12 protein-coding genes are annotated in these 14,388 nt (G+C 59.1%); 8 read left to right on the top strand and 4 right to left on the bottom strand.

What is annotated here, in order from left to right:
• Positions 1-13 precede the first annotated feature (13 nt).
• From dnaX to Q1M54_RS04375, 4 genes are all read left to right on the top strand, one after another.
• Positions 14-1,915, top strand: coding sequence for a DNA polymerase III subunit gamma/tau (dnaX, locus tag Q1M54_RS04360; RefSeq protein WP_300554378.1), 1,902 nt, complete (start codon positions 14-16; stop codon positions 1,913-1,915).
• Positions 1,916-1,955: 40 nt separating this feature from the next.
• Complete coding sequence (locus Q1M54_RS04365) at positions 1,956-2,279, top strand: YbaB/EbfC family nucleoid-associated protein (protein WP_100117600.1); 324 nt, start codon at positions 1,956-1,958, stop codon at positions 2,277-2,279.
• 10 nt (positions 2,280-2,289) lie between these two features.
• Positions 2,290-2,880, top strand: coding sequence for a recombination mediator RecR (recR, locus tag Q1M54_RS04370; protein ID WP_300554381.1), 591 nt, complete (start codon positions 2,290-2,292; stop codon positions 2,878-2,880).
• A 164-nt stretch (positions 2,881-3,044) separates the two neighbouring features.
• Positions 3,045-4,112 (top strand): ABC transporter substrate-binding protein, encoded by a 1,068-nt coding sequence (locus Q1M54_RS04375; protein ID WP_300554383.1) that lies wholly within the window; start codon positions 3,045-3,047, stop codon positions 4,110-4,112.
• A gap of 24 nt (positions 4,113-4,136) precedes the next feature.
• On the opposite strand, the gene Q1M54_RS04380 is transcribed toward Q1M54_RS04375, so the two are convergent.
• A complete protein-coding gene (locus Q1M54_RS04380; protein WP_300554385.1) occupies positions 4,137-5,738 on the bottom strand; it encodes a transglycosylase SLT domain-containing protein in 1,602 nt (533 codons plus the stop codon).
• A complete protein-coding gene (gene gloB, locus Q1M54_RS04385; protein ID WP_300554388.1) occupies positions 5,735-6,508 on the bottom strand; it encodes a hydroxyacylglutathione hydrolase in 774 nt (257 codons plus the stop codon). Before gloB ends, Q1M54_RS04380 begins: the two co-directional genes overlap by 4 nt.
• Between gloB and Q1M54_RS04390 the strand changes: the two genes are divergently transcribed.
• From Q1M54_RS04390 to Q1M54_RS04405, 4 genes are all read left to right on the top strand, one after another.
• On the top strand, positions 6,507-7,325 hold the full coding sequence (locus Q1M54_RS04390) for a methyltransferase domain-containing protein (RefSeq protein ID WP_300554390.1): 819 nt from the start codon (positions 6,507-6,509) through the stop codon (positions 7,323-7,325). The two genes, gloB and Q1M54_RS04390, sit on opposite strands and share 2 nt — an antisense overlap.
• Positions 7,312-7,770 carry a ribonuclease HI gene (rnhA, locus tag Q1M54_RS04395; protein WP_300554392.1) on the top strand — a complete coding sequence of 153 codons (459 nt, stop codon included), beginning with the start codon at positions 7,312-7,314 and terminating at the stop codon, positions 7,768-7,770. Before Q1M54_RS04390 ends, rnhA begins: the two co-directional genes overlap by 14 nt.
• Positions 7,771-7,897: 127 nt before the next feature.
• Complete coding sequence (locus Q1M54_RS04400) at positions 7,898-9,262, top strand: efflux RND transporter periplasmic adaptor subunit (protein ID WP_300554395.1); 1,365 nt, start codon at positions 7,898-7,900, stop codon at positions 9,260-9,262.
• Positions 9,249-12,332 carry an efflux RND transporter permease subunit gene (locus tag Q1M54_RS04405; protein ID WP_300554397.1) on the top strand — a complete coding sequence of 1,028 codons (3,084 nt, stop codon included), beginning with the start codon at positions 9,249-9,251 and terminating at the stop codon, positions 12,330-12,332. Before Q1M54_RS04400 ends, Q1M54_RS04405 begins: the two co-directional genes overlap by 14 nt.
• 87 nt (positions 12,333-12,419) lie before the next feature.
• Here the strand turns inward: Q1M54_RS04405 and glp are convergent, their stop codons facing one another.
• Positions 12,420-13,709 carry a gephyrin-like molybdotransferase Glp gene (gene glp, locus Q1M54_RS04410; protein ID WP_300554399.1) on the bottom strand — a complete coding sequence of 430 codons (1,290 nt, stop codon included), beginning with the start codon at positions 13,707-13,709 and terminating at the stop codon, positions 12,420-12,422.
• Positions 13,710-13,755: 46 nt separating this feature from the next.
• Positions 13,756-14,388, bottom strand: coding sequence for a molybdenum cofactor guanylyltransferase MobA (gene mobA, locus Q1M54_RS04415; RefSeq protein ID WP_300554402.1), 633 nt, complete (start codon positions 14,386-14,388; stop codon positions 13,756-13,758).

The following is a 14,388-nucleotide window of genomic DNA, read 5'->3' on the forward strand; positions in this document are numbered from 1 at the left end:
AGAATCAAGCCCCATGTCTTACCTCGTTCTTGCGCGCAAATACCGCCCTCGCAATTTCACCGAAATGGTGGGGCAGGAGCATGTGGTTCAGGCCTTGACCAACGCTTTGGTCCAGCAACGTTTGCACCATGCCTATTTGTTCACCGGCACCCGTGGTGTTGGCAAAACGACCGTATCGCGTATTTTGGCCAAGTCGCTCAACTGCCAGGGCGTGGACGGGCAGGGTGGCATCACTGCCGAGCCCTGCGGTGTTTGCCAAGCTTGCCGCGACATCGATGCAGGGCGCTTTGTGGACTACACCGAACTCGATGCGGCCTCTAACCGGGGCGTGGACGAGGTGCAAAGCCTGCTGGAGCAGGCGGTTTACAAGCCTGTGCAAGGGCGCTTCAAGGTCTTCATGATCGACGAGGTGCACATGCTGACCAACACCGCTTTCAATGCGATGTTGAAGACCCTCGAAGAACCCCCCGAGTATTTGAAGTTCGTGCTGGCCACGACCGATCCGCAAAAAGTACCTGTGACGGTGCTCTCGCGTTGCTTGCAGTTCAACCTTCGGCCCATGGCACCGGAGACGGTGTTTGAGCACCTGACACAAGTTTTGGCCGCTGAGCAATTAACGGCGGAACCCTTGGCTTTACGCCTCCTCGCCCGCGCCGCACGCGGCTCCATGCGCGACGCCCTGAGCCTGACCGACCAGGCCATTGCTTTTGGTAATGGTTTGGTGCTGGAAGCGGGTGTTCGCCAGATGCTGGGCAGTGTGGACCGCAGTCATGTGTTGCACATGATCCATGCCCTGACAGAGGCTGACGGCGCAGCGGTGGTGAACCAGGTCAATGCCCTGCGTCTGCAAGGGGTGTCGGCCGCGGCCACGCTCGAAGACATGGCCACGCTGCTGCAGCGCATGGCCGTGATGCAGATGGTGCCCAGCATGGCGCAAGACGGTGATGACCCCGACACCCAGGGCTTGGCCGATTTGGCACAAGCCATGCCTGCCGAAGAAACCCAATTGCTTTACAGCCTTTGCCTGCACGGACGCACCGAGCTGGGCTTGGCCCCGGATGAATACGCTGCCCTGACCATGGTGCTGTTGCGTTTGTTGGCTTTCAAGCCCCAAGCGGGATTGGCGGAAAAAAAAAGCCCGCTGACCAGCCCCCGGGTCACCCCTGAGCCTACCCGACCCGCGGCGCCAGTAGCACCCCCAACCATTGAGGTGAAGCCACCCAAGGTTGTGCCGGTGGCTACGCCGCTGGTGTCAGCGCCAAATACCGTACCTGTCATCAGTCGGCTTCAACCCGTGCCGCCTGAGCCAGAGCAGGCCAAGGCCGAGTCGCCCCCTTGGGAGGACTGGCCCGACACCACCGACTATGCCGATGCCCAGACCCTCCAAGTGGCCGCGCCTCTCCAAAATGCACCTGTGCCACAGGTGCCCCATGCAGCGCTCGGTTTACGGTCTTTGCCCGTGCGTGAAGTCATGCCCTCGATGCGCGCCGATGTGCCTACGCTGTCTGTACCCTCGGCTGTGCAGGCCACCCCCGAAGGCGATGTATGGTTCGAAGTGGTGCAAGGCCTGATGGGCCAAGAAGCCATCACCGCCTTGGTGCGCGAACTGGCCTTGCAGTCCCAACTGTTGGGCCGGGACGCGGGTCATTGGCAGCTGCGTGTGGAACGCGAGACCCTGAACCATGCCGCCAGTCGTGAGCGTTTGCAAATTGCTTTGCAGGCCGCAGGCCATGGACATGTTCAGCTCGGCATCGAAATAGGTCCCGTGACCGACAGCCCCGCCCGGCGCTTGGCTGACAAAGCCGCGGAGCAAATGCTGGCCGCCAAGGCGCTGATTGAAAGCGACCCAATGGTGCAAGCCATGGTGCGTGATTTCGGGGCCAAAATTGTGCCTGGCAGCATCCAATTGATCTGATTTTTAACCTTTTTTCCCAATCCAAATCAAAGGAAACCCCATGTTCAACAAAGGACAACTCGCAGGCTTGATGAAACAAGCCCAAGCCATGCAAGACAACTTGAAAAAAGCCCAAGATGAGCTGGCTTTTGTTGAGGTCGAAGGCCAAGCCGGCTCCGGCATGGTCAAGGTGCTCATGACCTGCAAGCACAGCGTGCGCCGCGTGACGATCGACCCCAGCTTGCTGGCCGATGACAAGGACATGCTGGAAGACTTGGTGGCTGCGGCTTTCAACGACGCAGTGCGCATGGCCGAAGAGGTCTCGCAGCAAAAAATGGGCAAGCTCACCGCCGGTTTGCCACCTGGCATGAAGCTGCCTTTCTGATCGCCTGAACATGGCCGACACCCACGCCCTTGCCACACTGGTGCAGGCCCTCAAGGGCTTGCCGGGGGTAGGCATCAAGTCGGCCCAACGCATGGCTTTTCAGCTGCTGCAAAAAGACCGGGCCACGGCGCGGCAATTGGCTGCGGCACTGGACAATGCGGTGCAAAAAATTCGCCACTGTGCGTGTTGCCACACCTTCACCGAGGCTGAGCTGTGCGACACCTGCTTGGACGACACCCGTGACCGCACCCAGCTGTGTGTGATCGAAACGCCCGCTGATCAATCTGCCATTGAGCGCACAGGCACTTATCGCGGCCTTTACTTTGTTCTGATGGGTAAGCTCAGCCCGCTCGACGGCATCGGCCCACATGACATTGGCTTGGCCAAGCTCAAGCAACGTGTAGGCGATGGCGTGCTGACCGAGGTGATCTTGGCCACCAACTTCACCGCAGAAGGTGAGGCCACTGCCCATGTGATCTCTGAAATGATCCGTCAGCAAGGCTTGCGCGTGACGCGCCTGGCCCGGGGTGTGCCTGCAGGCAGCGAACTGGAATACGTGGACTTGGGTACCATCGCCCACGCGTTGGTCGACCGGCGCTGAACCAACACCAGGGCTGTAAGCCAGCTCAGTGCGCATGGGCCGTCTGGCGGCAAGACTGGACACGTCATTTCCGGGGCTCCGTAAAAACCCGCTTGGGAACATTCCCGATGGCAAATTAATCGCGTTTGCCTATGCTCAATGGACTTACTTCAGGAGCATCACAGGTGTCGCCAGAGCATCGCACGCGTCGTTCACTGTTGTTGGCGGCCATGGGCTCGCTGACAGCGGTGCCGTGCCTGTCGGCGATGCCATCTGAGTCTTCTCGACCCTTGACCCGCATCAAGCTGGCGTTGGCTGCGAACCAAAGCCTGTATCACTTGCCATTGACGGTGGCTGAACACATGGGGTTCTTTCGCTTGATGGGCATTCAGGTCGAATGGCTACCGCATGAATCTGGGGCCCAAGCTTTGCAAACTGTGTTGGCTGGCCAAGCCGATGTGATGGCGGGTGCGTATGAACATTTGTTTGGCTTGCATCAAAAAGGCCAGCCGTTCATGAGTTTTGTTCAAATGTGCCGAACCCCACAAGTCAGTTTGGGCGGAAGCACCCGAGGCGGCAGATCTTGGCAATCCTTTGCCGATATGCGTGGTGCGCGTTTGGGCATATCGGCGCTCGACTCCACCACCCACTGGATGGCTTGCCAGTGGCTCAGACGTCACGGGCTGTCAGTCGATGAGGTCGTGTTTGTAGAGGTCGGTTCATCGACGGGGGTGTTGGATGCCTTGCGTGCCGGGAGTATCGACGCTTTGTGCAATCCCGATCCCATCATGCACTGGTTGGAGCAAAAAAATGACATCCGTTTGTTGGCTGAAACGCGAACCCTTGCAGGCACACGGCAAGTCATGGGTGGTGCTGTGCCGGGAGCCAGTCTTTTTTCACACGCGGACTTTTTGCAGCGCCAACCCGAGCGTGTGCAAGCTTTGACAGATGCGGTGGTTTTGGCCCTGAAGTGGCTACCCTCTGCCGGACTCACGGACATTTTAAAGACCGTGCCACCCAGTCATTGGTCATGGGACCGCGCCGCTTATTTGGGCGCCTTTGAAAAATTGCGTGAGTCTTACGCGGTGGATGGCCTGATTCGAGGCCCGGAGGTTCAGCGCGCTTGGCAAGTGCACGCGGGTTTAAAGGGCGTCAATGCTCAAACACGGATTTGGCCCGATCGTACTTTTACCAATATTTTCGCGAGCAGCGCTCAAAATTCCCAGCGGCTCAGGGTGCGCATGGGGGGCTAAGTCGATCCAGCTTTACCGGTCGGCTCAGCGCTGGGCCGTGCGTTGAGTTGATTTTGGAGCAGGTTTGGCGGCGGGTTTCGCAACGCTTTTGGCTTGGGTGGAACTCGGTTTTTTCCCTTTGCCCGAAGCCGGGACTGTTTTGCTCAAACGCTTGGTTTCTTTAGAAGGCACCAGCACGGCCAGTTTCTTGCCCGCAGTCAACTTGACGTTGGGTTTCAGGTCGTTCCAAGTGGCCAAGTTGGCGGCGGTCACACCATGGCGTGCCGCCAACAAGGCCAAAGTGTCGCCTTGACGCGCAGAGATGAACACTTTGCGAAGTACTACCTCAGGTGCCAGCAGCAAGTGCCCGTTGTCGGCCAGATGTTCGGCGACATTGTTTTCCTTTTGGTGGGGACGATGCACCAGCAAGGTGGAGCCCGCCTTGACCAGCATGCGGGGCGGAATACCATTGACTGCACGCAGCTGTTCGGCAGACATGCCCACCTCTTTGGCGACATCTTCGGCCTTCATGGTGCGAGGCGCCAACCAAGCTGTCCAAGACGATAAGCGGGTGTTCGCACGCGATTGCAGGTTGTTCTCAAACACGGTGGCGTTGTCCCAAGGCAGCAAGATTTGGGGGGTGCCTGCCGCCAAAATCACGGGGCGGTTCATGGCCGGGTTGAGTGCCTTGAAGTCTTTCAAGCTGACGTTGGCCAGTTTGGCGGCCATCTCCACATCAATGTCTTTGTCGATCGGGACACTCTTGAAAAAAGGGTGGTTTTGAATCAGAGGCAAGACGGTTTTAAACGCCTCAGGTTGGGCAATGATGTTTTTCACCGCTTGCAGCTTGGGCACATAAAACCGCGTTTCGTCGGGCATGCGCAAGTCGCTGTAGGTCAAGGGTTTGCCTTGGGCCCGGTTGCGGGCCAGTGCGCGGCCCACACTGCCTTCGCCCCAGTTGTAAGCCGCCAGTGCCAAGTGCCAGTCGCCGAACATGTTGTAGAGCTTCTGCAAATAATCCAGCGCAGCGCGGGTGGACTCCAGCACATCACGGCGCTCGTCTCGGAACAGATTTTGTTTGAGGTCGAAGTATTTGCCTGTAGCCGGCATGAACTGCCACATGCCTGCGGCTTTGGCACTGGAGACGGCCTGGGGATTGAAGGCCGACTCGATGAAGGGGAGGAGTGCCAGCTCCGTGGGCATTTTGCGGCGTTCTAGCTCTTCAACGATGTGAAAAATATAGGGTCTAGAGCGCTCGGTCATGCGCAAAAAATAATCTGGCCGACTGGCGTACCAAACTTCGCGGTTGCGCACCAGATCGTTGTCCAAATCGGGCATGGCAAAACCCATGCGGATCCGCTCCCAAATGTCGGTTTGCGCCTGTAGGCCCATCAGGGCATTGACTTTCAGATCGACCTCTCGGTCTGATGGTGTCGCAACAGCGGCAGCTGACGATGGTGCCAAAACAGGCGGAGTGGGGGCAGAAGGGACTTGCTCAACCGTTGCGGCTACGGGTGCGGGCTGAATTGGCGCACGGTCAACTGTCGGTGCCGGCGTGGTGCTTGCACAACCGCTGAGGATCAAAGCCAACAGCAAGCTCCCGTGGAATCGGGGAATGTTGGCCAGAGAGAAAGAAAACAAGTTCATCGAAAAATATTTTTCCATTGGCGCAGGGCCGCAAAGGTGGTCACATCGTCCACAGCCAGAGGGTCTTGTTGGTGCACGGCAGCGGCTACCGCAGGCACACGGCTGCGCAAGAAAGGGTTGATGGCACGTTCGGTTTGCAGAGCCACCGGCAGTGTGGGCAAGCCTTGTTCGCGTTGCCTTGTGCACCACGAAAAATGAGATTGCAATGCGGCGTTTTCGGGTTCGACCGCAAGCGCAAAACGCAGATTGGACAAGGTGTATTCGTGGGCGCAGCACACCCGGGTGTCGCCCGGCAACGCCGCCAAACGGTCAAGTGAGTCCAACATTTGGGCGGGCGTGCCTTCAAACAAGCGACCGCATCCCCCCGAAAACAAGGTGTCACCACAAAAAAGGACCGGGTCTTGGGTTTGAGGCTGGGCCCAAAAAGCAAGGTGTCCCAAGGTGTGTCCAGGCACCTCCAGCGTGTCAAAATCCAAGCCATGCCAATCGAAGCGGTCCCCTTGCTGAAGGCCTTGCGAGGCCACCGGCATTTTTTCCATAGCCGGGCCGAGCACGCGTGCTCTCGTTTGTGCCACCAGTGCTTCCAAGCCGCCTGTGTGGTCGGCATGGTGGTGCGTGACTAGAATCGTGTCCAATTCCACTCCCGGATGTTCTTGCATCCAGGCCAGAACAGGCGCGCTGTCGCCGGGATCGACAACCAAGGCATGTCGGTCTTTGTGCAACAACCAAATGTAGTTGTCTGCGAAAGCGGGCAGAGCTATGAGTTTCATGGAGCCTTTCATTATAGAAAGCCAAGACCCCACGACCGCTTGGTTGGCCTCTTTGGGTCAGCCGGTGGCTTCGCGCTTGTTGGCCTGGGAGCAAACCCAAGCCGACCAGTTGTTGGCCGACGTTTTTGGCTACCACGCGGTGCAGTTGGGCTGGCCCGAGCTGCAAGCCTTGCGCCAAAATCGCATGCCCCACCGCTGGCAAGCGTGCGCGGAGTTCGAATGGCCGGGCGCAGCCCCAGCAGGGTTCAACCCCGATGTTTGGTTGGACAGCCGCTCCTGGCCTTGGCAGGCCGATAGTCTGGATCTGGTGGTTTTGCCCCACACGCTGGAGCGCTCGGCCGACCCGCATGCCTGTTTGCGTGAAGTCGAGCGGGTGTTGATTCCCGAGGGGCAACTGTTGATCACGGGCTTGAACCCCATGAGTGCTTGGGGGTGGCGTCAAACGCGGGGTGGCCAACGCCGCATCTTGTCCAACACGGCGCAGCCCCTCATCGGATACCGGCGCATGCGCGACTGGCTGCGTTTGTTGGGGTTTGAAGTGCAAGTCAGCCGTTTTGGGGGGTGGACACCGGCATTGGCCACCGAGGCTTGGATGCATCGATGGCGTTGGATGGAAACGGTAGGCGAGCGCTGGTGGCCCATTTTTGGTGGGGTCTACCTTTTATTGGCCACCAAGCGCGTGCCTGCAGGACGACTTTTGCCTGCAAAGGCTTGGCGCACGGTACGATCGCCCGCTGTTGCGACCGCGCCTGTTGCGCGTTCCGACACCCTGGTCAGCCGACCTTTGACCGAGAAAGACCGCATTGACCTCCGTTGAGATTCACACCGATGGCGCTTGCAAAGGCAATCCCGGCCCTGGGGGATGGGGGGTTCGGCTTCAATCGGGCCAGCATGTTCAAGAGTTATTTGGCGGTGAGCTGAACACCACCAACAACCGGATGGAAATGATGGCGGTCATTGAAGGCCTGTCCGCTCTCAAGCGGCCTTGTCAAGTCACGCTCTACTTGGACAGCGAATACGTGCGCAAAGGCATTACCGAGTGGATACACGGTTGGAAAGCGCGGGGCTGGCGCACCGCAGCCAAGCAACCGGTCAAAAATGCCGATCTGTGGCAAAAACTCGACGCTGTGGTGTCGTCTTCGGGACACCGCATCGATTGGCGCTGGGTCAAAGGCCACAACGGTGATCCTGGCAATGAGCGGGCCGACGCCTTGGCCAATCAAGGGGTAGACAAGGCTTTGGGGCGCTTTAGCACGGTCTAAGCCGCAGGCCGGTTGGCGCCGCCCGGCCCCTCTATTGAGTCCAACATCCCCCACTGCCAGTAGGGAAATTGCCTTTGCACTGTTACATTGGCACGGTCTTGCAGCACGCAATTTGAGAGAGATTCGAATGGCTTACAAAAAGAAATACACAGTTTTGGCAATTTTGGGCATTGCCATGGCGTCTGGTGCAGCTTGGTGGTGGCAAAACAAGGCCCCTGATGCTGAAGCTGGAAAGAAAGCGTCTGCGTCCGCTCCTCCGGGTGCAGGGCCTGCGGCAGGTGGGGGACCCGCACGCCCCACTTCGGTGGAGGTGGCCAAGGTCGAGAGCATGACCTTGGTGGACGAGACCCAAGCCGTGGGCAGTTTGCGTTCAAGGCAAGGGGTGATGCTGCGCCCAGAGGTCGGCGGACGCGTCAAACAAATTTTCTTCAACGATGGTCAACGGGTTCGCAAAGGCCAGTTGATGGTGCAGTTTGACGACCAGCTGCCGCAGGCCCAACTGGCCCAGGCTCGCGCAGAGCTGTCGATCGCCGAGGCCAACCACAAACGCAACCAGGAGTTGGTGGCGCAAAATTTCATCAGCCAACGGTCTTTGGACGAGAGCAGCGCAGGGCTAGAGGTCTCGCGCGCCAAGCTCTCTTTGGCGCAAGCCACTTTGCAGCGCTTGCAGGTGCTCGCACCTTTTGATGGCATCACCGGCCTCAAACAAATCAACGTGGGCGATTACCTGAAAGACGGCGCGGACATGGTCAACGTCGAGGACATCGATGCCGTGTTGCTCGATTTCAGACTCCCCGAGCGTTTTCAGGCCAAAATCCGTGCCGGTCAAAAGGCCCAGCTCTCCGTTGATGCCCTGCCAGGCAGGCCTTTCAGCGCCATCATTCAGGCGGTGGACCCTTTGATCGACGCCAATGGACGCTCGGTGGGTGTGCGCGGTTGTATTGACAACCGCCAGCAGCAGTTGCGCCCGGGCATGTTTGCTCGCGTCAATGCGGTGTTCGGTTCTCGGGAAAATGCCCTGGTCATTCCGGAAGAAGCCATCATTCCGCAGGGTGGTCGCACCTTTGTGGTCAAGATCGTTCCTGGCGACAAGCCCGATGTCAAAGTGTCGGAGCGGATCGCGGTCAAAGTGGGTTTGCGTTTGCCCGGCAAGGTTGAAATCCTCGAAGGTTTGTCGGCCGGAGACACCGTGGTGACTGCCGGTCACCAGCGTTTGCAAAAAGATGGCACGGTGGTTCGGGTGGTTGACTTGTCTCAGCCCGGTGGGGGCAGACCCGCAGGTGGTCCGCCCGGTGCAGGTGGTCCGGGTGCTGCCCCAGCAGCCGCGGGTGCTCAAGGCCCACGTCCAGGCACAGGCCCTGGTGCAGGCCCTGGTGCAGGCCCAATGGGGCAACGCCCAGGGGGTGCTGGCAAGCCTGGTCAAGGTCCTGGCAAGAACGCCGACATGGCGGGTCCGAACCCTTGCCTGAGGGGCGCAGATGCAACTCGCTGAAGTTTCCATCCGGCGGCCAGTCTTGGCCGTGGTCATGTCGATGTTGATTGTGTTGATTGGCGCGGTCAGCTTCAAAAGCCTGTCGCTGCGCGAATACCCCAAGATCGACGAGCCCACCGTCACGGTCACGACCCGGTATGTCGGCGCTTCTGCGGAGGTGGTCGAATCCCAGGTCACCAAGCCCCTTGAAGATTCGATTGCTGGCATCGACGCGGTGGACGTCATCACCTCCATCAGCCGAGCCGAACAGTCGCAAATCACCGTGCGTTTTCGCCTCGAAAAAGACGCCGACACGGCCGCTGCTGAAGTGCGTGACCGCACGGCACGTGTACGCAACCGTTTGCCTCAAACAGTGGAAGAGCCCGTCATCGCCAAAGTCGAGGCAGACGCGTTCCCCGTCATCTGGTTGGCATTTTCCAGCGACACGCTGGACGCTTTGCAGATCAACGATTTGGTCAACCGGGTGGTCAAGCCGCGCTTGCAAACCGTGACCGGCGTGGCCGATGTGCGCATTTTTGGTGAGCGCAAATACGCCATGCTGGTGTCTTTGGACCATGCGCGCCTGTCGTCCTATAAATTGACGCCACAGGATGTGGAAGACGCCATAAGACGAAACAACCTGGAGCTGCCAGCTGGACGCATCGAATCCTCAACCCGTGAATTCAGCGTTTCTGCGCAAACCGATTTGAACCGGGCAGGGCAATTTGGTGACATCGTGATCCGAAACGTCAACGGATTTTCGGTCAAGCTGCGGGATGTGGCCCAAGTTCGCGAAGGCGCGGCCAGCGACCGCAGTACCGTTCGTTTGAATGGTCAATCGGCCATCTCTGCGGGTGTCATCCGGCAAGCCACTGCCAACCCCCTGGAGTTGTCGGCAGGCGTGCGCGAGATGATTCCCAAGCTCAAGGCGGACTTGCCGGGCGACATGGTCATCAACATCGCCAACGACAACTCGGTGTTCATTGACCGGTCGATCAAAAGCGTTTTCAACACCATTGTGGAAGCCGTGGTCTTGGTGGCTCTGGTGATTTTTGTTTTTTTGCGCACCTTCCGTGCCTCGATCATTCCGATCATCACCATCCCCGTCAGTTTGATTGGCGCTTTTGCCATGATGGCTTTGGCAGGTTTCACCATCAACACTTTGACCTTGCTGGCGCTGGTTTTGGCCATTGGTTTGGTGGTGGACGACGCGATTGTGGTGCTGGAAAACATTTACCGGCACATTGAAGAAGGCTTGGACCCGTTTTCTGCTGCCATAAAAGGTGTGCGTGAAATCAGCTTTGCCGTCATTGCCATGACCCTGACCTTGGCGGCTGTGTTCGCCCCTCTGGCTTTCACGCCGGGACGCACTGGCAAGTTGTTTGGCGAGTTTGCGCTGGCTTTGGCGGGTGCTGTGTTGGTTTCGGGTTTTGTGGCGTTGACCTTGGCGCCCATGCTCAGTTCCAAATTTCTCAGGCACAACCCCAACCCTGGCTGGTTCGACCGTTCGATGGAAAAGTGGCTCACCGGCCTGTCCTTCGGTTATGAGCGTCTGCTGACCCTGATTTTGAGCCGTGCACGTTGGGTGGTGGTGTTGGTCATGTTGGCCTCGGGTGTTGGCATTGGCTTGATTTACCCGACGATGAAGCAAGAGCTGTCCCCCTTGGAGGACCGAGGGACGATTTTGGCCACCATCAACGCCCCAGATGGCTCGACCTTGGAGTACACCGATCGTTACGCCAAATCGCTCGAAAAGATGGGCCAAGCGTATCCAGAGTTTGACCGGATTTTTGCCAACTTGGGCAATCCCACCGTGGGCCAAGGCACCGTGGTGTACCGCGCTGTGGACTGGGACGAACGCCAACGCACCACGCTCGAAATCGCACGCGAGTTGGGTGCCAAGTTCAACGGCCTGCCGGGGATCAATGCGTTCCCCATCACACCGCCTTCTTTGGGTCAGGGCTTTCGCGAACGACCCCTCAACTTTGTGATTCAGACCTCGGACAGTTACCAGAATTTGAATGCGATCGCTCGTCAGTTGATGGATGAAGTTGCCAAAAACCCTGGTATCTTGTCGCCCGATGTGGACTTGCGCCTGAACAAGCCGGAGCTGCGTGTCGAGGTGGACCGCACCAAGGCCGCCGAGTTGGGCGTGAGTGTGGATGTGGTGGCTCGAACCATTGAAACCATGCTTGGAGGCCGTGTCGTCACGCGTTACAAGCGCGATGCCGAACAGTACGACGTGATTGTGCAAACCCTGCCTTCGGCCCGCAACACGCCCGATGACATCGATGTGATTCAGGTGCGGGGCCGCAACGACACCATGGTGCCCTTGTCCAGCTTGGTCAAAGTGCGCGAAAGTGTGGCCCCGCGTGAGTTGAACCATTTTGGTCAGCGGCGCTCGGTGACCATCACGGCCAACCTCTCGCCGGATTATTCCCTGGGCGAGGCGCTGACCTTCATGGATGCCGCCGCGGCCAAGGTCCTCAAACCGGGCTATACCACCGAGTTGAACGGCACCTCTCGCGAGTTCAAGAACTCGCAAGGTGCCTTGGTGATTGTGTTTATCTTGGCGCTGCTGTTCATCTTTTTGGTGTTGGCTGCGCAGTTTGAGAGCTTCATTGATCCTTTTGTGATCATGCTGTCGGTGCCCTTGTCCATGATCGGTGCCCTGCTGGCGCTCAAGTACACGGGCGGCTCGCTCAATGTGTATTCCCAAATCGGCCTGATCACCCTGGTGGGTTTGATCACCAAGCACGGCATTTTGATTGTGGAGTTCACCAACCAGTTGCGCGAGCAGGGCATGGCCATGCAAGCGGCTTTGATCAAGGCATCTGCCCAGCGGCTGCGGCCCATCTTGATGACCACTGGCGCCATGGTGCTGGGTGCCGTGCCGCTGGCGCTGGCCACCGGTGCGGGTGCCGAGAGCCGCACTCAAATCGGTTGGGTGATTGTGGGCGGTATGAGCTTGGGAACGGTTTTGGCCATTTTTGTGGTGCCCACCATGTACTCGTTGTTGGCGCGCAAGTCGGTGCCAGGCCCCAACAAATCGGTCGCGCACGATTCTCCCCAAGAATCGGCAGCGCACTGAATTTTCTGGTCTGTCATCGGCACATCCTTGCGGAATCAAAAAAAGCGGCCTAGGCCGCTTTTTTTAATGTCCTTGAGGCCCACAAGTTCACAGGTGCCCATCAAACATCATCACCTCCACCTCGTCACCCACGGCCACGTTGCCTTGGGCGTGGCCCAGCACGATGAGGCCGTTGGCTTGCACCATGGAACTGAGAACGCCAGAGCCCTGGTTGCCGGTGATGCTGACTTGCAACTCGCCCACTGCGTTGGTGTTGACGATGCCGCGCTGGTATTCGGTGCGGCCGGGTTTTTTGCGCAGCGCCTCAAGGCTTTTGGCTTTGAGCAGGGGCAAGGCAGGCGCTTGCCAGCCCATGAGCTGCTGCAGGGCAGGGCGCACAAAGGCGGCAAAAGTCACCATCACCGCCACCGGGTTGCCCGGCAGGCCAAACAGCACGGCCGAGCGCTCACCTTGGGTGATGCGGCCCACCGCCATGGGGCGGCCAGGACGCATGGCGATGCGCCAAAACGCCACATCGCCGAGTTTTTTCATCATGGCCTTGGTGTGGTCGGCTTCTCCCACGCTCACACCGCCGCTGGTGATGATGGCGTCGGCCTGCGCAGCCGCGTCCACAAAGGCTTGCTCCAGCGCAGCCGGATCGTCGCGCACAACGCCCATGTCAATCAACTCGCAGCCCAGCGCCTGCACCAAGCCCGCCACGGTGTAGCGGTTGCTGTCGTACACCGCGCCTTCTCGCGGCGCTTGACCCAGGCTCAGGATTTCGTCGCCGGTTGAGAAGTAAGCCACCTTGGGCCTGCGCCAAACGGTGACGCTGGGCAGTCCCAAGCTGGCCAACAGGCCGCAGGCAGCAGGGGTCAGTCGCATCCCGGCGTGCAACGCGGGTTGACCGGCCAGCAGGTCTTCGCCCAGCAGGCGGCGGTTGTCGCCCGCTTGCAGCAGTCCGGGTGGGATGTGCACGGTGTCACCGTCAAGCTTCACCAGTTCTTGCGGTGCCACGGTGTTGAGGCCTGTGGGCATGATGGCCCCGGTCATGATGCGCACGCACTCACCCGCTTGCACCGTGCCTTGCCAAGCGGCGCCTGCAAATGCTGTTCCTACCACTTTGAGTGGGGTGGGGCGGTCGCTCAGAAGTTCAGCGCCTCGCAGGGCGAAGCCGTCCATGGCCGAGTTGTCGTGCGGCGGCACGCTGATCGGCGAGACCACGTTTTGGGCCAGGATCCGGCCGTGCGCCTGCATCAGCGGCACGCTTTCTTGTCCGCGCACGGGCTGAACCAGCTGGGCCAAAAAAGCGTTGACCTGGCTGGCTGACAAGGCTTGTGGGTCGTAGCCTTGCAGTCGTTCGGCGATTTGATCAATGGACGGGGCTGGGGTGGTCATGGCAATGGCATGGGCAATGGGGGACGGTGCTGCCGTGCGGCTTGGTTCAAAGGGATTCGAGTTGCTGCAATTCAGCCAAGGTGTTGGCGTTGGAAAAAGCATGCGGGCTGTCGCCAGGCAAGTCAAAGGGCACGATCGCGCAGCGGTGTTGAGCGGTCCAAGCATCAATTTTGCGGCCGCCGCTTTGGGTGAACTTGACCAGACTTTCAAGCAAATCCAGCTTGAGCAAGCAAAACACCGGTTGGGGGCGCACTGTGCCATCGGCTTCGGGGGCTGCGGCCATGGCCATGTCGGCGTCTTGGTCGTGCAGCGCTTGCTCCAGGCGCTCCACCAAATCGAGCGGAAACAATGGCGAGTCGCAAGGCACGGTGAGCAACAGAGGGGTTTCGCAGCGTTCAAGGCCCGTCAAAAAACCCGCCAAAGGACCTGCAAAACCATCGATGCTGTCAGGCCAAACGGCCACTCCCAGTGATTCATAGGCGGCCAAGTTGCGATTGGCATTGATCATCACTTCTTGCAGCGGCAGGCTTTGTATCTGCAAGCGCATCAAGGTTTGCAAGGCCAAAGGCAAGCCGTGGAAGTTTTGCAAACCTTTGTCGGTGCCGCCCATGCGCGAGCCGCGCCCACCTGCGAGGATGAGGCCAGTGATGCCCGGTGCGTTTTGGGTATGGGGGTTCAT

It is taken from the genome of Limnohabitans sp. Rim8 (assembly GCF_943326455.1).
Classification (GTDB): domain Bacteria; phylum Pseudomonadota; class Gammaproteobacteria; order Burkholderiales; family Burkholderiaceae_C; genus Limnohabitans_A.

Bases quoted from the DNA above. Each gene is read 5' to 3' on its own strand.
- dnaX (WP_300554378.1), top strand. From the start codon at position 14: ATGTCTTACCTCGTTCTTGCGCGCAAATACCGCCCTCGCAATTTCACC.
- Q1M54_RS04365 (WP_100117600.1), top strand. From the start codon at position 1,956: ATGTTCAACAAAGGACAACTCGCAGGCTTGATGAAACAAGCCCAAGCC.
- recR (WP_300554381.1), top strand. From the start codon at position 2,290: ATGGCCGACACCCACGCCCTTGCCACACTGGTGCAGGCCCTCAAGGGC.
- Q1M54_RS04380 (WP_300554385.1), bottom strand. From the start codon at position 5,738: ATGAACTTGTTTTCTTTCTCTCTGGCCAACATTCCCCGATTCCACGGG.
- Q1M54_RS04390 (WP_300554390.1), top strand. From the start codon at position 6,507: ATGGAGCCTTTCATTATAGAAAGCCAAGACCCCACGACCGCTTGGTTG.
- gloB (WP_300554388.1), bottom strand. From the start codon at position 6,508: ATGAAACTCATAGCTCTGCCCGCTTTCGCAGACAACTACATTTGGTTG.
- Q1M54_RS04400 (WP_300554395.1), top strand. From the start codon at position 7,898: ATGGCTTACAAAAAGAAATACACAGTTTTGGCAATTTTGGGCATTGCC.
- Q1M54_RS04405 (WP_300554397.1), top strand. From the start codon at position 9,249: ATGCAACTCGCTGAAGTTTCCATCCGGCGGCCAGTCTTGGCCGTGGTC.
- glp (WP_300554399.1), bottom strand. From the start codon at position 13,709: ATGACCACCCCAGCCCCGTCCATTGATCAAATCGCCGAACGACTGCAA.
- mobA (WP_300554402.1), bottom strand. From the start codon at position 14,388: ATGAACCCCCATACCCAAAACGCACCGGGCATCACTGGCCTCATCCTC.